Annotated in this window: 19 protein-coding genes; 3 read left to right on the forward strand and 16 right to left on the reverse strand. The window is 72.6% G+C overall.

Features of this window, described 5'->3' with window-relative positions:
- Window positions 1–80: 80 nt before the first annotated feature.
- The 5 genes from MET2598_RS0132405 to sdhC form a co-directional block, all read right to left on the reverse strand.
- Window positions 81–863 carry a succinate dehydrogenase iron-sulfur subunit gene (locus MET2598_RS0132405; RefSeq protein WP_012335697.1) on the reverse strand — a complete coding sequence of 261 codons (783 nt, stop codon included), beginning with the start codon at window positions 861–863 and terminating at the stop codon, window positions 81–83.
- 201 nt (window positions 864–1,064) lie between these two features.
- Window positions 1,065–1,886: a class I SAM-dependent methyltransferase gene (locus tag MET2598_RS0132410; protein ID WP_018263669.1), complete on the reverse strand. Its 822-nt coding sequence runs from the start codon at window positions 1,884–1,886 to the stop codon at window positions 1,065–1,067.
- A 25-nt stretch (window positions 1,887–1,911) separates the two neighbouring features.
- Window positions 1,912–3,738, reverse strand: a complete 1,827-nt coding sequence (gene sdhA, locus MET2598_RS0132415; RefSeq protein WP_012335695.1) for a succinate dehydrogenase flavoprotein subunit — start codon at window positions 3,736–3,738, stop codon at window positions 1,912–1,914.
- 127 nt (window positions 3,739–3,865) lie between these two features.
- On the reverse strand, window positions 3,866–4,279 hold the full coding sequence (gene sdhD, locus MET2598_RS0132420) for a succinate dehydrogenase, hydrophobic membrane anchor protein (RefSeq protein WP_012335694.1): 414 nt from the start codon (window positions 4,277–4,279) through the stop codon (window positions 3,866–3,868).
- Between the two features lie 11 nt (window positions 4,280–4,290).
- Window positions 4,291–4,692 (reverse strand): succinate dehydrogenase, cytochrome b556 subunit, encoded by a 402-nt coding sequence (gene sdhC / locus MET2598_RS0132425; protein WP_012335693.1) that lies wholly within the window; start codon window positions 4,690–4,692, stop codon window positions 4,291–4,293.
- A gap of 297 nt (window positions 4,693–4,989) precedes the next feature.
- On the opposite strand from sdhC, the gene MET2598_RS0132430 reads away from it, so the two are divergent.
- The gene (locus MET2598_RS0132430) at window positions 4,990–5,922 is read left to right on the forward strand and encodes a LysR family transcriptional regulator (protein WP_018263670.1); all 933 of its coding nucleotides are present in this window, start codon (window positions 4,990–4,992) and stop codon (window positions 5,920–5,922) included.
- Between the two features lie 156 nt (window positions 5,923–6,078).
- On the opposite strand, the gene MET2598_RS0132435 is transcribed toward MET2598_RS0132430, so the two are convergent.
- The 7 genes from MET2598_RS0132435 to dctP all read right to left on the reverse strand — a co-directional run bounded on the left by MET2598_RS0132435 (window position 6,079) and on the right by dctP (window position 13,442).
- Window positions 6,079–6,342, reverse strand: a complete 264-nt coding sequence (locus tag MET2598_RS0132435) for a hypothetical protein (RefSeq protein ID WP_018263671.1) — start codon at window positions 6,340–6,342, stop codon at window positions 6,079–6,081.
- 119 nt (window positions 6,343–6,461) lie between these two features.
- A complete protein-coding gene (locus MET2598_RS37805) occupies window positions 6,462–6,767 on the reverse strand; it encodes a hypothetical protein (protein ID WP_018263672.1) in 306 nt (101 codons plus the stop codon).
- A 437-nt stretch (window positions 6,768–7,204) separates the two neighbouring features.
- Window positions 7,205–8,728 (reverse strand): malonate--CoA ligase, encoded by a 1,524-nt coding sequence (locus MET2598_RS0132445; RefSeq protein ID WP_018263673.1) that lies wholly within the window; start codon window positions 8,726–8,728, stop codon window positions 7,205–7,207.
- Window positions 8,729–8,766: 38 nt separating this feature from the next.
- Window positions 8,767–10,176, reverse strand: a complete 1,410-nt coding sequence (locus tag MET2598_RS0132450; protein ID WP_012335688.1) for a malonyl-CoA decarboxylase — start codon at window positions 10,174–10,176, stop codon at window positions 8,767–8,769.
- 154 nt (window positions 10,177–10,330) lie between these two features.
- Window positions 10,331–11,677 carry a TRAP transporter large permease gene (locus MET2598_RS0132455; protein WP_012335687.1) on the reverse strand — a complete coding sequence of 449 codons (1,347 nt, stop codon included), beginning with the start codon at window positions 11,675–11,677 and terminating at the stop codon, window positions 10,331–10,333.
- The gene (locus MET2598_RS0132460) at window positions 11,674–12,429 is read right to left on the reverse strand and encodes a TRAP transporter small permease (protein WP_018263674.1); all 756 of its coding nucleotides are present in this window, start codon (window positions 12,427–12,429) and stop codon (window positions 11,674–11,676) included. The genes MET2598_RS0132455 and MET2598_RS0132460 overlap by 4 nt, the downstream gene beginning before the upstream one ends.
- Window positions 12,426–13,442, reverse strand: a complete 1,017-nt coding sequence (gene dctP / locus MET2598_RS0132465; RefSeq protein ID WP_012335685.1) for a TRAP transporter substrate-binding protein DctP — start codon at window positions 13,440–13,442, stop codon at window positions 12,426–12,428. Before dctP ends, MET2598_RS0132460 begins: the two co-directional genes overlap by 4 nt.
- A gap of 192 nt (window positions 13,443–13,634) precedes the next feature.
- Here dctP and MET2598_RS0132470 point away from each other — a divergent pair, with 192 nt between their 5' ends.
- Window positions 13,635–14,420, forward strand: coding sequence for a GntR family transcriptional regulator (locus MET2598_RS0132470; protein WP_018263676.1), 786 nt, complete (start codon window positions 13,635–13,637; stop codon window positions 14,418–14,420).
- 60 nt (window positions 14,421–14,480) lie between these two features.
- Here the strand turns inward: MET2598_RS0132470 and MET2598_RS0132475 are convergent, their stop codons facing one another.
- The gene (locus MET2598_RS0132475; RefSeq protein ID WP_018263677.1) at window positions 14,481–14,684 is read right to left on the reverse strand and encodes a hypothetical protein; all 204 of its coding nucleotides are present in this window, start codon (window positions 14,682–14,684) and stop codon (window positions 14,481–14,483) included.
- Between the two features lie 462 nt (window positions 14,685–15,146).
- On the opposite strand from MET2598_RS0132475, the gene MET2598_RS0132480 reads away from it, so the two are divergent.
- A complete protein-coding gene (locus tag MET2598_RS0132480; protein ID WP_012335682.1) occupies window positions 15,147–16,358 on the forward strand; it encodes an MFS transporter in 1,212 nt (403 codons plus the stop codon).
- 60 nt (window positions 16,359–16,418) lie between these two features.
- Here the strand turns inward: MET2598_RS0132480 and MET2598_RS0132485 are convergent, their stop codons facing one another.
- The 3 genes from MET2598_RS0132485 to MET2598_RS0132495 form a co-directional block, all read right to left on the reverse strand.
- Window positions 16,419–17,384, reverse strand: a complete 966-nt coding sequence (locus tag MET2598_RS0132485; protein ID WP_018263678.1) for a homoserine kinase — start codon at window positions 17,382–17,384, stop codon at window positions 16,419–16,421.
- 124 nt (window positions 17,385–17,508) lie between these two features.
- Window positions 17,509–18,510 carry a 4-hydroxy-3-methylbut-2-enyl diphosphate reductase gene (gene ispH, locus MET2598_RS0132490; protein WP_012335680.1) on the reverse strand — a complete coding sequence of 334 codons (1,002 nt, stop codon included), beginning with the start codon at window positions 18,508–18,510 and terminating at the stop codon, window positions 17,509–17,511.
- 187 nt (window positions 18,511–18,697) lie between these two features.
- Window positions 18,698–19,855, reverse strand: coding sequence for an MFS transporter (locus MET2598_RS0132495; RefSeq protein ID WP_018263679.1), 1,158 nt, complete (start codon window positions 19,853–19,855; stop codon window positions 18,698–18,700).
- Window positions 19,856–19,962: the final 107 nt, after the last annotated feature.

Raw genomic sequence — 19,962 nt, forward strand, 5'->3', positions numbered from 1 at the left:
TCGCCATGCGGATGCGGGCTTCGCTCAGGCGCCGCGCGGGCGCGTGAGACGGGATCCGCTCGGATCAACCGGATCCCGGATCAGACCTCGCGCGCCACCATCATCTTCTTGATCTCGGCGATGGCCTTGGCCGGGTTCAGCCCCTTGGGGCAGGTATTGGCGCAGTTCATGATCGTGTGGCAGCGGTAGAGCCGGAACGGGTCGTGCAGGATGTCGAGCCGCTCGCCCGTGTGCTCGTCGCGGCTGTCGATCAGCCAGCGATAGGCCTGGAGCAGCGCCGCCGGGCCGAGGAAGCGGTCGCCGTTCCACCAGTAGCTCGGGCAGGAGGTGGTGCAGCAGGCGCAGAGGATGCACTCGTAGAGCCCGTCGAGGCGGGCGCGGTCCTCCGGCGTCTGGCGCCACTCCTTCTCGGGCGAGGGCGTCTCGGTCTGCAGCCAGGGCTCGATGGCCGCGTGCTGGGCGAAGAAGCTCGACAGGTCCGGCACGAGGTCCTTCAGGACCGGCATGTGCGGCAGCGGATAGATCCGGATCTGGGCCGACCGGCAATCGTCGATGCCGAGCGTGCAGGCCAGCGTGTTCTGCCCCATGATGTTCATGGCGCAGGAGCCGCAGATGCCCTCGCGGCAGGAGCGCCGGAAGGTCAGGGTCGGGTCGACCTTGTTCTTGATCCACAAGAGCGCGTCGAGGACCATCGGCCCGCAATCGTCGCGGTCGACGTAGTAGGTGTCGATCCGCGGATTGTGGCCGTCATCCTCGTTCCAGCGGTAGATCCGGAACTCCTGCAGGTTCTTGGCGCCGGCCGGCTTCGGCCAGGTCTTGCCCTCGCCGTATTGCGAGTTCTTGGGAAGGGAGAATTGGGCCATGTCGCAAACCTAGGCAGATTGATCGGAACCGAGAGCCCGAAGCCGGAGCCGACCGGCCTCGATGGTCAGGAGGAGGGAACCGGCAAGACGATCGTCGTGCGCCCTCCCGATCGCCCGAACCGTGCCGCGGATGCAGGCGCGGCCGCCCCTCACGGCGGGATCGCGGGCGCTGCGGGGAAATCGGGTCACGGCGCGCCTCCCTCACTCCAGCATCCGGAATCCGACCGGGATCGCCCGGGCCGGCCCCTTCAGGCGCCGCTCGAACACGACGAGGCTGTCGTAGAAGGCGATCGCGTCGGTCACGTCGGCGAAGCCCGGGTCGCGCGGCCCCGGGTCGGGGTCGAGCACGTAGCGGGCGTGCAGGCGGTCGAGCAGGTCCTTGGCGTACTCGATGAAGGCGCCGGGCGCCCGGTAGCCGCCGCCGACCTCCGGCCAGTAGGAGCAGTGCACGTCCTCCACCGCGTAGACCCCGTCCGGCGCGAGCAGCGGGTAGAGGGTCTCGAAGGTGGCGATCTGGTGGGCGCTGACGTGGCTGCCGTCGTCGATCACCACGTCGATCCCGCCCATCGCCTCGGCGATCCGCCCCAGCAGCGCCCGGTCGGTCTGGCTGCCGATGTGGATGGTGACGTCCGGATCCCCGACCGTCGCGCAGCGCGGGTCGATGTCGAGGCCGTGGATCACCGCCTCGGGCCCGAGATAGCGCCGCCAGACCTGGAGGGAGCCGCCGTGGTTGACCCCGATCTCCAGCAGCCGGACCGGCCGGCCGCGGTAGCGCGCCAGGTGGCGATCGTAGGCGTCGAGGTAGTGGGTCCATTTCGAGGCGAAGCGGCTCTCCGGATCCGCGTTCTGCGCGAAGTAGGCCTCCCGCATCGGGTTGGCGACGCGCAGGCGCTCGGCCGCGAGGTCCCCGGACGAGGCCCCGCGCACGATCTCCTGCCAGGAGCCGGGCGGCTCCGCCGGGGCCCCGGCCCGCAGGAAATCGGGCGAGGCCGCCGGCTTGGCGCGGCGCATCCGCTTCAGCATGGGGCTCTCCCGCCCGCCGCGCCGCTCAATAGACCCGCGCCTTCGGCTCGATATAGGCGATGTCGTTCGACATCGTGTAGGTGTGGACCGGCCGGTAGTCGATCGTGACCTTGCGGCCCTCCGGGTCGAGCCAGGCGAGGGTGTGCTTCATCCAGTCCTTGTCGTTGCGGTCGGGGAAGTCCTCGCGGGCATGGGCGCCGCGGGATTCGGTGCGGTTGACCGCCGATTCCATCGTGACCACCGCCTGGCCGATCAGGTTGTCGAATTCGAGCGTCTCCAGCAGGTCGGTGTTCCAGACCAGCGAGCGGTCGGTGACCCGGATGTCGTCGATGCCCGACCAGACCTTGTGGATGAGGTGCTTGCCCTCCTCCAGGACCTCGCCGGTGCGGAAGACCGCGCAGTTGTTCTGCATCGTCCGCTGCATGTCGAGGCGCAGCTCCGCGGTCGGCCTGCCGCCATTGGCGTAACGGAAGCGGTCGAGGCGGGCGAGCGCCTTGTCGGCCGAGTCCTTCGGCAGGTCCGGCAGCCGGCCGTTCGCCTCCACGATCTCGGCGCAGCGCAGCCCGGCCGCGCGGCCGAACACCACGAGGTCGATGAGCGAGTTGGAGCCGAGCCGGTTCGCCCCGTGCACCGACACGCAGGCCGCCTCGCCGATCGCCATCAGGCCCGGCACCACGTAGTCGGGATTGCCGTCCCGCAGGGTCAGCACCTCGCCGTGATAGTTCGTCGGGATGCCGCCCATGTTGTAATGGACGGTCGGGAGCACCGGGATCGGCTCCTTGGTGACGTCGACGCCGGCGAAGATCTTGGCCGATTCCGAGATGCCGGGCAGGCGCTCGTGCAGGATCTTGGGATCGAGGTGGTCGAGGTGGAGGTAGATGTGGTCCTTGTTCTTGCCGACGCCGCGGCCGGCGCGGATCTCCATGGTCATGGAGCGGGAGACCACGTCGCGGGAGGCGAGGTCCTTGGCCGAGGGCGCGTAGCGCTCCATGAAGCGCTCGCCCTCCGAATTGGTGAGGTAGCCGCCCTCGCCGCGGGCGCCCTCGGTGATCAGGCAGCCCGCCCCGTAGATGCCGGTCGGGTGGAACTGCACGAATTCCATGTCCTCAAGGGCGAGGCCGGCGCGCAGCACCATGGCGTTGCCGTCGCCCGTGCAGGTATGGGCCGAGGTCGCCGAGAAATAGGCGCGCCCGTAGCCGCCCGTCGCCAGGATGGTCATGGCGGCGCGGAAGCGGTGGATCTCGCCGGTGGCCTGGTCGAGGGCGATGACGCCGCGGCAGCGGCCCTCCTCGTCCATGATCAGGTCGAGGGCGAAGTACTCGATGAAGAAGTTGGTCCGGTTCTTGACCGCCTGCCCGTAGAGGGTGTGCAGCATGGCGTGGCCGGTGCGGTCGGCCGCCGCGCAGGTGCGCTGGGCCGTGCCCTTGCCGTAATCGGTGGTCATGCCGCCGAAGGGCCGCTGGTAGATCTTGCCCTCGGCCGTGCGCGAGAAGGGCACGCCCCAGTGCTCGAGCTCGTAGACCGCGGCCGGGGCGTTGCGCACCAGGTACTCGATCGCGTCCTGGTCGCCCAGCCAGTCCGACCCCTTCACGGTGTCGTACATGTGCCAGCGCCAATCGTCCGGGCCCATATTGCCGAGGGAGGCCGAGATGCCGCCCTGGGCCGCGACCGTGTGCGAGCGGGTCGGGAAGACCTTGGTGATGCAGGCGGTGCGCAGGCCCGCCTGGCTGCAGCCGACCGTGGCGCGCAGCCCCGCGCCGCCGGCGCCGACGACGACGACGTCGAAGCTGTGCTCGACGATGGGGTACGCCTGGCCGGTCTGGGCCGGCGCGGCTTTTCCGTTGATGGCCATGGGCGTGATCCCTCTAGCATTTTCCGACGAAGTGGCTTCCGGCTCGTCGAAGAAAATGCGGCAAATCAGGAACCTGGAGCAGCGTCCGGCGGCAACGTGATCGGGCGCTGCTCGAGGGGGTTGGACGTCAGGCGAAGGCGCGCAGGCTGATCCGCACGATGGCGTACAGGCAGGCGACCGCCACCACCGTGCTGTAGAAGGTGTTGGCGATCACCGCGGCGATCTTCAGACCCTTGTCGTGGACGTAATCCTCGATGACGATCTGCATGCCCATCCGCATATGGTTCGTCACCGAGAGGACGCCCAGGATCAGCAGGATCGCGACGAGCGGGTGCGACACCAGGCGCACCGCGTCCTCGTAGGAGCGGCCGGCGCAGAGGGCGACGATCACCACGAAGGACAGGATCAGCGGCACGTTGGAGACCGCGGTGACGCGGTGCAGCCACCACTCGCCGGTGCCGTGATGGGCCGGGCCGAGCCCCTGCACCCGGGCGTAGGAGGTCCGGATGGTGCGGGTGGCCTCGGGACGGTTGTCGACCATGGCGCTCTCCCTCAGCGTGCCAGCAGGGCCGCGGCCCAGATCACGACCGTGAGCACGGCCGAGCCGACGAGCGTGTACCGCGCCATCGCGATGCGCGTGCCCGGCTCCATGCCGTGCCCGAAATCCCAGATGAGGTGGCGGATGCCGCCCAGCATGTGGTGCATCAGGATCCAGGTATAGACGAAGATCACCAGCCGCCCGAGGATCGAGCCGTAGAGCCAGGCCACGGGATCGTAGGCCGCCTTGCCGGAGGCGAGCGCCACCAGCCAGACCGCCACCAGCGCGGTGCCGCCGTAGAGGGCGATCCCGGTGAGGCGATGGGCCACCGACATCGCCATGGTCCAGGTCCAGCGGTAGATCTGGAGGTGGGGCGAGAGGGGTCGGGCCACGGCGGGCCTGACGATTTCGGCCATGATGCGATCCTTGCTCCGTGCAGGCCCGGCGACTGGTCCGGCTCCCAACTCAGCTACGTATCGGCTCCGTCACGGGGCGACAACGCGGCCACGGGGCCCGGGCGTTCCGGCGGCGCGCCGCCCATTCGTGCCCTCTTTGTTTGGAAATGGTCCGGTTCGCAATGCGAATCTCGTTGACGGAGACTTCGCGATCCGCGAAACCTGGGGACCCATCCGCTCCCTGGTATACCAGAGATTTCCCGCGGCGGCCCTTCGTGCGCGGCGCAGGATCGGGCCCTCTCCCGGCGGGACTGCCCGATGCATTTCGACCTCGTCGACCTGAGCCTGTTCCGCCACGTGGTCGAGGCGGGCTCGATCACCCACGGGGCGGCCCGGGCCAACCTCGCGCTCGCCGCGGCGAGCCACCGCATCCGGGCGATGGAGGCCTCCCTCGGGGCCGCGCTGCTGACCCGGGCCCGGCACGGGGTGACGCCGACGCCGGCCGGGCGCACGCTGCTGTCGCATGCCCGGGCGATCCTGGGGGGCGTCGAGCGGCTGCAGGCGGACCTGGCGGCCTTCGCGGGGGGCGCGGCCGGGCAGATCCGCGTCCTGTCGAACACCAACGCGCTCACCGAATTCCTGCCCGAGGTGCTCTCGGCCTACCTGACGCAGCATCCGGGGGTGAGCGTCGAGATCGAGGAGCGGCTCTCGGACGAGATCGTCGGGCTGGTCGCCGAGGGGGCGGCGGATCTCGGCCTGGTGGCGGCGACCGTCGAGACCGGCACGCTGCAGACCTATCCGTTCCGGCGCGACCGCTTCGTGCTGGCGGTGGCGGCCGACCACCCGCTGGCGTCCCGCGTCGCCGTCCCCTTCGCGGAGGTGATCGACCACGACCTCGTCGGGCTCGACCGGGCGAGCGCCCTGACCCGGTTCCTGCTCACCAAGGCGGCGCGGATCGGCCAGCCGCTGCGGCTGCGGGTGCAGCTGCGGGGCTTCGACGCGGTCTGCCGGCTGGTGGAGTGCCGGGTCGGCCTCGGCATCGTGCCGGAGACCACGGCCCGGCGGGCCGCCCGCACCATGGCGATCGCGATCGTGGCGCTGGAGGATCCCTGGGCGACCCGCGACCTCACCATCTGCATGCGCGACCTCGCCGCCCTGCCGCCCTTCGCGCAGGATTTCGTGGCGCATCTGCGCCGCGGCGAGGCGGGGCCGGGCGCGACGGCGTCCCTCGCCCGGGACGGCGCGGCCTAGGGCGGCACGCGATCACGCGGCGATCGGGCGCCGCTCCAGGTCTCTGATCTCGGGGCCTTGTCTTCGACGAACCGGCATCCCCTTCGTCGGACGATGCGCTCGGTCCGGGGCCGTCAGGGCCGCTCGGGGCCTTCCGGCGGAGCGTCGGCGCCGGCATCAGGCGCGGCGAAATCGGCCCGCCTCGGGTGCGGCGTGTGGCCAGCGCGCCGCCAGCGAGGCGGCCAGGCCCGGCAGCGGCGCGTCCGCGCTCAGCGCGTCCGCGACGGCGTCCGCCTCGTCCATGTCGAGCCCGACCTGGAGCACGCCGTCGATCACCGCGGTCTCGCCGGTGCGCACGTCGTAGACCGTCCAGCCGTGGCGGTCGCGGCGGATGTCGTACCGGATCAGGTCTGCCCGGATCAGGTCTGCCTTGGTGTCCATGGATCCGCTCCGTCGCGATCATCGGGAAGCCGGCGGAATAGCTCCGCCGCGCTCCGGCCTAGGTGCTCGCCCGCACATGCCGGCCGGCGCGGGCCGGCGCGTTTCGGGGCCGAGGGCCATCAGTCAGCCGGGCGGCAGCCCGCCGCCGGGCAGCAACCCGCCGCCGGGCAGCAACCCGCCGCCGGGCAGCAACCCGCCGCCGGGCGGCAGCCCGCCGCCGGGCGGCAGCCCGCCCGGACGTAGCCGCGCGAGATCAGCCGCTCGCGCGCCGCCCGCTGCCGCTCCGCCTCGTCGAGCGCTGCGAGCGCGTCGGCCACCGCCCGCCGCAGGGCCGCGCAGGGATCGCCGCCCGCCTCGCGCAGATAGGCCGCCGTCACCGCGTCGAGGGCCGGATGCGCCTCGCCCTGCCTCGCGCCATCCGCCATCGCCGCCGACTCATCTTGAGAACATAACGTGAACAAAACACGCGGCGGGCAATCGGTCAAGGTTGCGGACGGGCGGCGGGGGCGCGTGTGGATTGCGGGGATGCGGCTGGGGCGTGCGCGTCAGACCACATCCGCTCGACCCCTTTGGGATGGCGGATTGGGGCTTCGCTCAGGCGCCGCGCGGGGGTGTGATCCGGGCGGATGGTCGGCCGCGTGCGCTGCGCCGCGCTTCGGCAGCGCTCCCGTCCCGGAGGCAGCCCGCCGGGCGCTTCCCGACCATTACGGGCGATGCGCGGCCGTCGGGGTCCTGGAGGCCACCCGGCCCCGGAGGGCCACCCGGCCCCGGAGGGGCATCCGGGCGCGGGGTGCGGGCGCCGGCCGCGGGCGGGGTCGGACGCGCCGGCTCTCCGGCATCGCGGCCCCTCGGGCGGCGGGTCTCAGCCCGCGTAGAGGTCCCGGTTGGCGTCCCGCAGCACGTTCTTCTGCACCTTGCCCATGGTGTTGCGGGGCAACTCGTTCACGAACAGCACGCGCTTGGGCAGCTTGAACTTGGCGAGCCGGGCCTCGAGGGCGCCCAGGATCTCGGCCTCGCCCACCCGCTCGCCCGGCCGGCGCACCACCACGGCCGTCACGCCCTCGCCGAAATCCCGGTGCGGCAGGCCGATCACGGCCGATTCGAGCACGCCCGGCAGCGCGTCGATCTCGGTCTCGACCTCCTTCGGGTAGACGTTGTAGCCGCCCGTGATGATGAGGTCCTTGCCCCGCCCCACGATGTGGACGTAGCCGCGCGCGTCGATCTTGCCGAGGTCGCCGGTGATGAAGAAGCCGTCGGGCTTGAACTCCGCCGCGGTCTTCTCCGGCATGCGCCAGTAGCCCTTGAAGACGTTGGGACCGCGCACCTCGATCATGCCGACCGCCTCGGCCGGGAGCGGCGCCCCGCTCTCCGGATCGACCACCCGCAGCGCCACCCCCGGCAGCGGGAAGCCGACCGTGCCCGCCACCCGCTCCCCGTCATAGGGGTTCGAGGTGCTCATGTTGGTCTCGGTCATGCCGTAGCGCTCGAGGATCGCGTGGCCGGTGCGCTCGCGCCACTCGCGATGGGTCTCGGCCAGGAGCGGCGCCGAGCCGGAGACGAACAGGCGCATGCCCCTGGCCGCCGCCGGCGTCAGGCCCGGCTCCTTGAGGAGGCGGGTGTAGAAGGTCGGCACGCCCATCAGCACGCTCGCCCGGCCCATCAGGGCGAGGATCCGCGGCGGGTCGAGCCGGGGCAGGAAGATCATCGCGGCGCCCGCCATCAGCACCGTGTTGGTGGCCACGAACAGCCCGTGGGTGTGGAAGACCGGCAGCGCGTGGATCAGCACGTCGTCCGCCGTGAAGCGCCACGCCTCGACCAGGGTGAGCGCGTTCGAGGCGAGGTTGTCGTGGGTGAGCATGGCGCCCTTCGAGCGCCCGGTCGTGCCGGAGGTGTAGAGGATCGCCGCGAGGTCGTCGGAGCCCCGCGCCACGTCCGCGAAGCTCTCGGTCTGGCCGCGCGCCTCCGCCGCCATCGTGCCCTCGCCCGCCGCGTCGAGGGTGGCGACCTGCTTGACGCCCGCCGCCTCCGCCACCGGCCGCAGCGTGTCGAGCCGGCCCGGATCGCAGACGAACAGCGCCGGCTCGGCGTCGCCGAGGAAGTAGGCGATCTCGGCCGGGGTGTAGGCGGTGTTGAGGGGCAGGAACACCGCGCCCGCCCGCACGCAGCCGAGATAGAGCGCGATCACCGCCGGGCTCTTCTCCACCTGCACGGCGACCCGGTCGCCCGGCGCCACGCCGAGGCCGACGAGGGCGGCCGCGTAGGCCCCGGACGCCGCCACGAGGTCGGCGTAACTCCAGCGCAGGCCCTCGGGCGTCTCGAGGAAGAGGCGCGCGGCGGGGTCCTGCGGCAGGCGGGCGCGGACGAGGTCGAAGAAGTGGTTGGCCATGGTGGGGATCCGGACAGGGAGCGGCGCGTCGGGTCGCCTCAGGCCTCCGCCAGCGCGACGGCGCGGGCGGGGGGCAGGTTCTGGCGCAATTCGCGGTTGACCGCGATGGAGGCCGAGACCGTGCCGAGGTTGGCGTAGGTCTCGTGGTTCTTCTCGATCGCCGCGAGGTCGTAGAGGTAGTTCACCATCAGCCCGTAGGACTGGGCGAGGCCCTTCTTGGAGACGTCGCCGAGGAAGTTCAGCCGCTCCAGCCGGGCGCCGTTGCCGAGATGGAAGCGGGCGACCGGGTCGACCGGCTTGCCGCGCGGGGTCTTGGCGCGCAGGAAGTAGTAGGCGGCGGCCGGCAGCAGCGCCTTGCGCACCGTCTCCGCGGTCGCCTTGTCGGCGTGCCAGTCGGGCCTGTCGAGGAGGCGCAGGGTCTCGACGTCCTCGCGCGTGAGGCCCTGCGGCGCGTCCGCCCGGCGCTCGCGGTCGAGCCAGTGGCGGAAGCCCGGCACCGGCGAGAGCGTCACGAAGGTCTTCAGCGCCGGCATCTCCCGGCAGAGATCCTCCACCACCTGCTTGATCAGGAAATTGCCGAAGGTCACGCCGGCGAGCCCGCGCTGGCAGTTCGAGATCGAGTAGAAGATCGCGGCCGTGGCCTCGCGCGAGGCCATGGGCTGGCGCTCATCCGAGAGGATCGGGCCGATCGCCGTGGCGATGCTGGTGGTCAGCGCCACCTCGACGAAGATCAGCGGCTCGTCGACCAGGGCCGGGTGGAAGAACGCGAAGCAGCGCCGGTCCGCCGGCTCGATCCGCCGCCGCAGGTCGTCCCAGCCCGAGATCGCGTGCACCGCCTCGTAGCGGATGATCTTCTCCAGGATGTGGGCCGGCGTGGTCCAGTCGATCCGGTGCAGCACCAGGAAGCCGCGGTTGAACCAGGAGGCGAAGAGGTGCTCGAAGTCGGAATCGAGGCTCTCGACCGCGTCCAGCAGGGCGGCGTCGCGGTCCTCGGCGCCGCGCAGGAGGTCGCGGTAGCTGAACAGGTCCTCGCGCATGCGCACCAGCGCGATCGTGCCGTCGCGGGCGAGGTTGAGGCGGCGGATCAATTCCTGCGAGCGCGGCTCGGCCGCCTCGTGCAGCCGCCCGAGGGTCGCCCGCGAGGGGGCCGCCTGGTAGCCCGCGATGGCGCCCGCCACCGCCTCGACGTCGGCGCCGAAATCCACCGCGATCCGGCGCAGGAAGTCGTGGCGCTCGGCCACCGTGAAGGTGGCGTAGCGGTCGAGGATGATGCGGGCGAGGGCGACGCCCGAGGCCTCGCCCCGCCGCGAGATCAGGTCCTCGCAGAGCTTGACGAGGTCGGGGACGCTCGCCCGCGACAGAGCCTCCCCCCGGCCGAAGGGGATGAGCCCGCGGCCTCGCTCCGTGATGCTCTGGAGGAGGTCGCCGAGGAAGGAGATCGCCACCATGTCGCCAGCCCACGCTCCGTGCCGCCTGTCCGCGGCGGGCAAGTCTTCCGCGACGGGCAAGTCTTCCGCGACGGGCAAGTCTCCTGCCGCGCCGCCCGTCCGGGACAGATAGGGTTCCGCCGCGCCGGCGGAGAAGTCTCGGCCCGCCACGGCGTCAGCTCCCGAGCAGCCGGTCCGGCAGCCACAGGGCGATGCCGGGCGCGACGCACAGGATCAGGATCGCCGCCGCCATCAGCAGCACGAAGGGCAGCGTGCCCCAGATGATGTCCGAGAGCGGGATGTCCGGCGCGATGTTCTTGATCACGAAGATGTTGAGGCCGACCGGGGGATGGATCAGGCCCATCTCCATGGTGATGGTCATCACCACCCCGAACCAGACGAGGTCGAAGCCCGCGGCCTTGAGCGGCGGCAGGATGATCGGCGCGGTCATCAGGATGATCGAGACCGGCGGCAGGAAGAAGCCGAGCACCACGACGAGGAGCAGGATCGTCGCCAGCAGCAGCCAGGGCGAGAGCTGCAGCGCCACGATCGCGGCGGCCGCGGCCTGCGAGATGTGCAGGTAGCTCATCACGTAGGCGTAGAGCAGCGACATGCCGATGATCAGCATCAGCATGGTCGATTCGCGCAGGGTGGCGGTGAGGATCGGGTCGACGTCCCGCGGTTTCCAGACCCCGTAGATCAGCGCGATCAGCACGAGCGCCAGGATGCCGCCGAGCCCCGCCGTCTCGGAGGGGGTGGCGTAGCCGCCGTAGAGCGCCACCATCACGCCGGTGAGCAGGACCACGAAGGGCATCACCCGCGGCAGCGTCGAGAAGCGCTGCGCCATCGAGTAGCTCTCCTCGGCCAGGATCGCGTGGCCGGGCCCGCCCGCCGCCTGGACCGCCCGCGCGGCGGCGAATTCCCGCCGGAAGCGGAAGACCGCGTAGAGGGCGAAGAGCGCGACCAGGAGGAGGCCCGGACCGATCCCCGCGAGGAAGAGCCGCCCGAGGGATTGCTCGGCCGCCACCGCGTAGAGGATCATGGTGATCGAGGGCGGCAGCAGGATGCCGAGCGTGCCGCCCGCCGCGATGATCCCGGCCGCGAATCCCCCCGAATAGCCGCGCTTGCGCATCTCCGGGATGCCGGCCGAGCCGATCGCCGAGCAGGTGGCCGGGCTCGACCCCGCCATGGCGGCGAAGAGCGCGCAGGCGAAGACGTTGGCGATGCCGAGCCCCCCGGGGATGCGGTGCATCCAGGCGTGCATCGCCGAGTAGAGGTCCTGGCCGGCCTTCGAGCGCCCGATCGCCGCGCCCTTCAGGATGAAGAGCGGGATCGACAGCAGCGTGATCGACGCCATCTCCTCGTAGACGTTCTGCGCCACCGTATCGAGGGAGGCGCCCGGCATAAAGGCCAGCATGAAGACGAGGGCGACCGCCCCGAGCGCGAAGGCGATCGGGATGCCCGACAGCATCGCCCCGAGCGTCGCCCCGGCATAGAGGATTCCGACGACGGCCGTGCTCATTGGGCGGCCCTCCCGGGCCGCGGGGCCCTCCCGGGCTGCGGGGCCACTTCGGGCTGCGGGGCCACTTCGGGCTGCGGGGCCACTTCGGGCCGCGGGCCCGCCTCGGGCCGCGGGCCCGCCTCGGGCCGCGAGGCCACCTCGGCGAGGTCGGCCCCGAGCCCGACCTTGGGATCGGCGCGGCCGGCCGCGAGGGGGCCCCGCGCGATCCCCTCGGCGAGCTGCAGCAGGAGCTGCAGGGTGAGCAGTGTCATGCCGGAGGCCATCAGCGCGTAGGGGATCCAGAGGGGCGGGCCCCAGGTCGATTGCGAGGTCTGCCCGTCGACCCAGGCCTCATGCAGAAGGGTCCAGCTCTTCCACGAGAAGAAGGCGACGAAGAGCAGGCTGACGAGGTCGGCGAGGACGAGCCGCGCGGCGTTGACGCGGGGGCTCAGCAGGCCGGTCAGCGCCTCGATGGCGACGTGGCCGCGCCGCGCCTGCACGGCGGCCGCCGACAGGAAGGTCGCGCCGACGATCAGGAACACCGCCGTCTCGTCCTGCCACTCGGTCGGGACCTTGAGGAAGTAGCGCACCACGACGCTGTGGGTGAGGACCAGGCAGGCCGCCATCAGGGCGAGCCCCCCGAGGAGCAGGATCAGCCGGTTGACGGCCGCCATGGCGGCCTCGACGGCGCCGAGCGCCCCCGGGGCGCGCGGGATGCCGCGCCCGTCGTGGCCGGCGGCCGCCGCCGAGGCCGCGTCGAAGGCGTGGCTCACGCGACTGCCTCCGCGAGCTTGAGCATCTCGGCGCAGCTCGACGATTTCGCCGCGTAATCCTTCCAGGCGGTGTCGCGGGCGATGTCGCGCCAGCGGCCGAGGGTCGCCTCGTCGAGGGTCGCGATCTTGGCGCCGGCCTTCCCGAAGACCTGCTCGACCCGGTCGTCGTCCGCCATCGCGCCCTGCTGCCCGAAGGACTCCAGCTCGGCCCCGACCTGCATGATCAGGTCCTTCTGGTCCTTCGGCAGGCCGTCGAAGACGATCTTCGACATCATGATCGGCTCCAGCATGAACCAGTAGGAGCGGCCCTTGCCGGAGGTCAGCGCCTTGGCGAGCTCCTCCAGGCGGAAGGAGATCAGGCTGGTCGAGGAGGTGATGACGGCGTCGCAGGCGCCGGTCTGCATCGCCGCGTAGGATTCGTTGGAGGGCAGGCTGAGGGTGGCGGCGCCCGCCGCCTTCATCATCAGGTCCATCTCGCGGGAGCCGCCGCGCACCTTCATGCCCTTGGCGTCGTCCGGCGTCACCAGCGGGCGCTCGCGGCTCGCCACGCCCCCCGATTGCCAGACCCAGGACACCATCACGATGCCCTTGGCCTGCAGGATCTCGGCGAGCTTGCGGCCGACCGGGGCGGCTTTCCAGGCCTTGGCCTGCTCGTAGGAGGTCACCAGCGCCGGCATCAGCCCGATATTGGTCTCCGGCACCTCGCCGCCCGCGTAGGGGAGCGGGTAGAGGCTCATGTCGAGCGCGCCCTTCCGCATCGCGCTGAACTGGGCGTTGGTCTTCATCAGGGACGAGCCCGGATAGACCTGCAGGTCGAGGGCGCCCTTCGAGCGCTCCTTGAGGGCGACCGCGAATTTGCGCGCCATGCGGTCGCGGAAGTCGCCCTCGTCGATCGAGCCGCCCGGGAACTGGTGCGACAGCTTGAGGGTGGTGGCCGCCCGGGCCGTCCGGGCGGACAGGAGCGCGGGCGCCGCCAGACCGGCGGCCACGAGCGAACGACGCGTGAGAGCCATGGCGTGTCTCCTCCGGCCGGGTCGATCCCGGCGCGGCCGGGGCCACGCCCCGGCTCTGTGTGCGGCCACCCCTTATGGACGGGGCGGCTCGTGGTATATTGCACGGAAAGAAGCCCGCTCTTGTATATTTTGTCAACCGGCCTGCATAATCCGCGCGGATCCGGTTCGGGCCGCCCGGGGGGTGACGCCGCCATGAGTCACACGCACAGGAACGGTCCCGCGGACAGGACCGAGGGTCACGCGCCCAAAAATCACCCGCTCGGGAATCACCCGAACGGGAACCACCCGCCCAGGAACAACCCGCCCAGGAACAACCCGCCCAGGAACCACGCCCAGCGGCTGAAGCAGACGATCGAGGACGAGATCGTCGACGGCGTGCTGCCGCCCGGGGCGCGGCTCGACGAGGTCCAGCTCGCCGCGCGGTTCGGGGTCTCGCGCACGCCGATCCGGGAAGCGCTGCTGCAGCTCGCCGCGACCGGGCTGATCGAGGTGAAGCCGCGCCGCGGCGCGGTGGTGAGCACGCCCGATCCGGCGCGGCTCCTCGAGATGTTCGAGACGATGGCGGAGCTGGAGGCGTCCTGCGCGCGGCTGGCGGCCCGGCGCCTGACGGCCGAGCACCAGCGGGAGCTCGTCGCGGCCCTGGAGGCCTGCCGGAAGGCGGCCGAGACCGGCGACACCGAGGCCTACTACGCCGAGAACGCGGTCTTCCACGCGGTCATCTACCGGGCCTCGCGCAACGGATTCCTGTGCGAGCAGGCCGTGCAGCTGAGCCGGCGCCTCGCGCCGTTCCGCCGCATCCAGCTGCGCGCCCGCCACCGGCTCGGCCAGTCCTTCGCCGAGCACGCGGGGGCCGTGGAGGCGATCCTGGCGGGCGACGAGGCGCGCGCGGGCGAGTGCATGCGCGCCCACGTCATCGTGCAGGGCGACCGCTTCGCGGACCTGATCCTGAGCCTGCGCCGCGACAGCGCGGCGGCGTGAGCCCCGGCCGGATCGCCCGCGGGCGCGTCCGCCGAAGCGGCGCCCCTCGGCGGATGAGGCTCAGCCGCCGCGGCCGGGCAGCGGCGTCAGCTCGATGCGGTCGGCGCGCTCGCGCCAATCCTCGATGCCGTGCTGGCGGGCGAAGCGCAGGGCGGCGGCCCGCTCGGCCCGCTGCGGGTCGCGCGCGCGGGTGATCTCGACCGTGCCGACCGCGAACGGCACTCCCATGATCTCCTTGGCGAACTGAACACGGTATTGCGACATCGTCCGATCCCTCGCGGATCCAGGTCATGCCGGCGTCGCGCCGGCCCTGCGGAGCTGCCTCACCAAGAGTTCACGCTGTCCTGCCCGGACCCGCCGCCAGTGCAGCGCGGCCATTCGACCGTGCCGATCCGGGAGCGGTCCCGGCAGGACATCCGGCGCCAAGTATCCCCGGGCCGCGCCGCCAGGCCAAGCGGAATTCGTCGTGCAGAATGTCGCCGGCCTGCGCCGGCCCCGGAGATGGGGCCGGCGGGTTGGGGGCGAAAGGGCTCGGGCCCGCCGGGATCGTCGCAGCGGGACCCCGCGGGCCCCGTGAGCGGGCCCCCCCGGGCCCCGTGAGGGGCGTGCGGCATGTGCGCAGCGCGGGGCGGCCGCGCGGCGCGGGACCCGTGCGCGGGCGGGCGCAGGCCCTACCCTGGGGGGACCATTCGGGGCGAGTCGCCCCTGCCCAGCGAACCGGACCCGATGACGAGCGCCCCGTCCTCCGCCCTGCCGCAGAACGCCGCGCTGCCGGCCCTCACCCCGGCGACGCGCCTCAGCCTGAGCCTGATCGCGGGCGGGGCCGTGGCGAACATCTACTACAACCAGCCGCTCCTCGCCGTGCTGGCGCAGGATCTCGGCGCGGCGGCGTCGAGCCTGGTCCCGACCGCGACGCTCGCCGGCTACGGGCTCGGGATCCTCGGCCTCGTCCCGATGGGGGACCGCTACCCGCGCCGCGGGCTGATCGTCGGCCAGCTCCTCCTGCTCTCGGGCGCGCTGGTGCTGGCGGCCCTGGCCCCGGGGCTCGGCACGCTGGCGGCGGCGAGCTTCCTGATCGGCGTCCTGTCGACGGCGGCCCAGCAGGCGGTGCCCTTCGCGGCCGAACTCGCCCCGGACGCCAGCCGCGGCCGGATGGTCGGCCAGGTGATGACCGGGCTCCTGCTCGGCATCCTGCTCGCCCGGACCCTGAGCGGGCTCGTGGGGGCGTGGTTCGGCTGGCGGGCGATGTTCGGCGCCGCCTGCGGCCTCTCCCTCGCCCTCGCCGCCCTGGCGGCCCTGACCCTGCCGGCGACCCGGGCCGCCACCCGCCTGCCCTACGGCGCGCTGATGGCCTCGGTCCTCGACCTCGCCCGGGGCCAGGCGCCCCTGCGGCGCGCGGCGCTGTCCCAGGCGCTGCTCTTCGCCGCCTTCAACGCCTTCTGGACCAGCCTCGCCCTGTTCGTGGAGGGACCGCCCTTCCGCCTCGATCCGGCCGGGGCCGGGCTGTTCGGGCTGATCGGCGCCGCGGGCGCCCTCTGCGCGCCCTATGCGGGGCGCTTCGCCGACGCGAAGAGCCCGCGGCCGGTGGTGATCGGCGGCGCGCTGCTGACGCTCGCCTCCTTCGCGGTGTTCGGGCTCCTCGGCGGCCGCTCCCTCGCCGCGATGGCCCTCGGCGTGCTCCTCATCGACATCGGCATCAACACGGCGCTGATCGCCAACCAGACCCGGGTCTACGCGCTGGCGGCGGGGGCGCGGGGGCGGATCAACACGGTGTTCTTCACGGCGGTGTTCATCGGCGGCGCCCTCGGCGCCTCGGCGGGCACCCGCGCCTTCGCGGCGGGGGGCTGGCCGCTGCTCTGCCTCGTCGGCGGCGCCTTCGCGGCGGCGGGGGTGGTGGTGCCGCTGCTGGAACCCAGGGCCGGGCCCCGGGGGGCGTGAACCGGTCTCCGGCCCATGGCATCGCCCGCGGGCGGCCGCGGGGGGTTCGGGCGCCCTCCCCTACGGCGTCCAGCCGTATTCCTCCGCCCCCGTCACCCGGCGGTGGAAGGCGAGCTTGCGGTCGTATTCGAGGGGATCCTTCGGCTTCACCAGCGCGCCGGGCGGCACGTTGAGCCAATCCACCAGGCGGGTGAGCATGAAGCGCAGGGCCGCGCCCCGGGCGAGCAGCGGCAGGGACTCGACCTCGCGGGGATCGAGGGGCCGTGCCGCCTGGTAGGCGGCGATCATGGCCTGGCCCTTGGTGCGGTTGAAGGAGCCGTCCAGCTCGAAGCACCACGCGTTGAGGCAGATGGCGAGGTCGTACGCGAAGGCGTCCGTGCAGGCGAAGTAGAAGTCGATCAGCCCCGAGACCGCGTCGCCGATGAAGAAGACGTTGTCGGTGAAGAGGTCGGCGTGGATCACGCCGCCCGGCAGGTCCCGCGGCCAGGCCTCCTCCAGCCGGGCGAGGTCGTCGCGGGTGCGCGCCGCGAGGTTCGGGGCGACCCGGTCGGCCTGCGCCTCGGCCTGGGCGAAGAGCGGGCGCCACGCCGCGACCGAGAGGGCGTTGGGGCGCCGCATCGGGAAATCCACCCCGGCCGCGTGGAGGCCGGCCAGCGCCCGGCCGAGCGCCCGGCAGTGGCGCACCCCGGGCCGGCGCACCGAGACGCCGTCCAGGAAGGACACGATCACGGCGGGCCGCCCGCAGAGCCGCCCGAGCGCCGTGCCGGCCCGGTTGCGGATCGGCTGCGGGCAGGCGAGGCCGCGCGCCGCGAGGTGCTCCATCAGGCCGAGGAAGAAGGGCAGGTCCCCCTCCGCCACCCGCTTCTCGTAGAGGGTCAGGATGTAGGAGCCGGCCGTGGTGTGCAGGTAGAAGTTGGTGTTCTCGACCCCCTCGGCGATGCCCTTGTAGGAGAGCAGGCCGCCGATGTCGTAATCGGCCAGGAAGGCGGCGAGCGCCTCGTCGGGAACCTCGGTGTAGACCGCCACGGTCCGTATCCGTCTCGAAGGAAGGAGGCGGCCGGACGGCGTCGCCCCGGCGCGCGAGGGGCGCCGCCCCGGTGATGGGGCGGCGCCCCGCGCTTGTCAAAGACCGCCCGGCGGGGCGGTCAGGTCACTCGGCGGCCTCGCTGCGCAATTCCCGCGGCAGCGGGAAGACCATGTCCTCGGTGGTGGTCGAGACCGTGTCGACCGTGACCGCGTAGCGGGTCGCGAAGGCGTCGATGATCTCCTCGACCAGCACCTCGGGGGCCGAGGCGCCGGCGGTGAGGCCGAGCCGGCGGATATTGGCGAAGGCGTCCCAGTCGATCTCCTCGGCGCGGTTGAGGAGCCGGGTGATCGGGCAGCCCGCCCGCTCGGCCACCTCGCGCAGGCGCTGCGAGTTCGAGGAGTTCGACGAGCCGACCACGATCAGCGCGTCCACGAGGGGCGCCACCTGCTTGACCGCCTCCTGGCGGTTGGTGGTGGCGTAGCAGATGTCGTCCTTGTGCGGGCCGACGATCGCCGGGAACTTGCGCTTGAGCGCCTCGACGATGTGGTGGGTGTCGTCGACCGAGAGGGTGGTCTGCGTCACCCAGGCGAGGTTGTCGCGGTTGGCGGGCTCCAGCGCCTCGATCTGCTCGACGTCCTCCACCAGGGTGATCGAGCCCGCCGGCAGCTGGCCCATCGTGCCGACCACCTCGGGATGGCCCGAATGGCCGACGAGGAGCACGTGGCGCCCGCGCTTGTGGTGGATCTCCGCCTCGCGGTGGACCTTGGTGACGAGGGGGCAGGTCGCGTCGATGGTGGTGAGGCCGCGGCTCTCGGCGGTCTGCGGCACGGTCTTGGCGACGCCGTGGGCCGAGAAGATCACCGGGGCGTTGCCGTCCGGAACCTCGTCGAGTTCGGAGACGAAGACGGCGCCTTTGCGCTTCAGGCTCTCGACCACGTACTTGTTGTGGACGATCTCGTGCCGGACGTAGACCGGCGGCCCGTAGATCGCGAGCGCCCGCTCGACCACGTCGATGGCGCGCACCACGCCCGCGCAGAAGCCGCGGGGCGCGCAGAGCATGATCTCGAGCGGGGGTTTCTCGGGCGCGGCGGCGCCGGGGGCGGAGGAGTTCGCGGGAGCGGTCATGATACCCGGGATGTGGCGAAGGGGGGCTTGGCCTGTCAACCTCTCATCGCATCGAATCACGGCGATCCCTAGACGCAACCGCCGGATCGCCCGCGCGCCGGGTGAGACGGCGCACCTGCGCGGCGCAGGCGCACCTCGCGCGTCGCGGGCGCGCCCCGCGCGGCGCGGCGGCTTCGGCGGGCGGCGGTCAGCGGGCCGGCCGCAGCCGGGCGAGGCGCGCGAGCAGGGCGCAGGCCGCGAGCGAGCAGCCCATCGCGGTGGCGAGCGCGGGGGCCGGCCCGAACCGGGTCAGCAGGGCACCGAGGAGCGGCGGCGCCGCCGCGGCCGCGAGGTTGAGCGGCAGCGCGATCCGCGCCAGCGCCGCGCCGTAGGCGGCCCCGTCGTAGAAGACGAGGGGCATCGTCGCCCGGGCGATCGCGAAGGCGCCGCTGCCCAGCCCGAACAGGACCGCGAAGACCAGGGCCGCCGCGCTGCCGCCGCCGCCGAGGAGCAGCGCCGCGAGGCCGAGCGGCATCGCCCCGGTGGCGACGATCCCGGTGGTCAGGCCGTCCCAACGCGCGCCGCCGGCCATGTCGATCATCCGCCCGGCGACCTTGAGCAGGCCCATGGCGGAGCCGGCGGCGACGGCCTCGGCGGTGCCGAAGCCGTAGGCGGTGAGGAGCGCGATGGTGACCGCTTCGAGCCCGAAGGAGACGAAGCCGCTGAGCCCGATCGCCGCCGCCATCAGCCGGAAGGGGGAATCGGCGGCGGAGGGCGCGGGCGCCGCCGCGGTGGCCGGGACCGGGCCCCGCGCGGGCGGCAGCCAGGCGAGCAGCGGCAGCACGAGGGCGAGCTGGAGCCCGGCATAGAGCCGCACCGCCCCGCGCCAGCCGATCGCGGCGTCGAGCCAGGCGGTGAGCGGCCAGAAGATCCCGGTGGCGAGGCCCGTCACCAGCATCACGAGGCCGATCGCGCTGCGGGCGCGGGGCCCGGCGAGTTCGGTCAGGTAGGCGTTGGCGCTGGTCGAGAGCATCGCCGCGCCGAAGAGGCCGAGCACCGCCCAGGCGAGCAGGTAGCTCGCGAGGCCGGCGGCGGCCGAGAGCAGCAGCAGGCCGGCGGCGCCGAGGAGGGACCCGGCCATCATCACGGACCGCGCCCCGATGCGCGCGTAGGCTCGGCCGAGGAGCGGCGAGGCGAGCCCCGACACCACCATCACGAGCGAGGATCCGGCCAGAACGGTGGGCAGGTCGAGGCCGAGGGAGGCCCCCATCCGGGCGCCGATCACCGGGGGCAGGAGGATGCTGCCCCACCCGATCACCTGCGTGGCGCCCAGGATGGCGAGGGGGCGGCCGAGGCGGACCTGCATGGGGAACCGGGGATGGGCGGGCGGGAGCGCCGCAGCATGGCCGCTTCACGGATCTGCCGCAACGGCGGGGCGGCGCGGGCGCCCTCTCGCGCCGGCCCCTCGGGGCT

Source organism: Methylobacterium sp. WSM2598, assembly GCF_000379105.1.
Classification (GTDB): domain Bacteria; phylum Pseudomonadota; class Alphaproteobacteria; order Rhizobiales; family Beijerinckiaceae; genus Methylobacterium.

Bases quoted from the DNA above. Each gene is read 5' to 3' on its own strand.
- MET2598_RS0132405 (WP_012335697.1), bottom strand. From the start codon at position 863: ATGGCCCAATTCTCCCTTCCCAAGAACTCGCAATACGGCGAGGGCAAG.
- MET2598_RS0132410 (WP_018263669.1), bottom strand. From the start codon at position 1,886: ATGCTGAAGCGGATGCGCCGCGCCAAGCCGGCGGCCTCGCCCGATTTC.
- sdhA (WP_012335695.1), bottom strand. From the start codon at position 3,738: ATGGCCATCAACGGAAAAGCCGCGCCGGCCCAGACCGGCCAGGCGTAC.
- sdhD (WP_012335694.1), bottom strand. From the start codon at position 4,279: ATGGTCGACAACCGTCCCGAGGCCACCCGCACCATCCGGACCTCCTAC.
- sdhC (WP_012335693.1), bottom strand. From the start codon at position 4,692: ATGGCCGAAATCGTCAGGCCCGCCGTGGCCCGACCCCTCTCGCCCCAC.
- MET2598_RS0132430 (WP_018263670.1), top strand. From the start codon at position 4,990: ATGCATTTCGACCTCGTCGACCTGAGCCTGTTCCGCCACGTGGTCGAG.
- MET2598_RS0132435 (WP_018263671.1), bottom strand. From the start codon at position 6,342: ATGGACACCAAGGCAGACCTGATCCGGGCAGACCTGATCCGGTACGAC.
- MET2598_RS37805 (WP_018263672.1), bottom strand. From the start codon at position 6,767: ATGGCGGATGGCGCGAGGCAGGGCGAGGCGCATCCGGCCCTCGACGCG.
- MET2598_RS0132445 (WP_018263673.1), bottom strand. From the start codon at position 8,728: ATGGCCAACCACTTCTTCGACCTCGTCCGCGCCCGCCTGCCGCAGGAC.
- MET2598_RS0132450 (WP_012335688.1), bottom strand. From the start codon at position 10,176: ATGGTGGCGATCTCCTTCCTCGGCGACCTCCTCCAGAGCATCACGGAG.
- MET2598_RS0132455 (WP_012335687.1), bottom strand. From the start codon at position 11,677: ATGAGCACGGCCGTCGTCGGAATCCTCTATGCCGGGGCGACGCTCGGG.
- dctP (WP_012335685.1), bottom strand. From the start codon at position 13,442: ATGGCTCTCACGCGTCGTTCGCTCGTGGCCGCCGGTCTGGCGGCGCCC.
- MET2598_RS0132470 (WP_018263676.1), top strand. From the start codon at position 13,635: ATGAGTCACACGCACAGGAACGGTCCCGCGGACAGGACCGAGGGTCAC.
- MET2598_RS0132475 (WP_018263677.1), bottom strand. From the start codon at position 14,684: ATGTCGCAATACCGTGTTCAGTTCGCCAAGGAGATCATGGGAGTGCCG.
- MET2598_RS0132480 (WP_012335682.1), top strand. From the start codon at position 15,147: ATGACGAGCGCCCCGTCCTCCGCCCTGCCGCAGAACGCCGCGCTGCCG.
- ispH (WP_012335680.1), bottom strand. From the start codon at position 18,510: ATGACCGCTCCCGCGAACTCCTCCGCCCCCGGCGCCGCCGCGCCCGAG.
- MET2598_RS0132495 (WP_018263679.1), bottom strand. From the start codon at position 19,855: ATGCAGGTCCGCCTCGGCCGCCCCCTCGCCATCCTGGGCGCCACGCAG.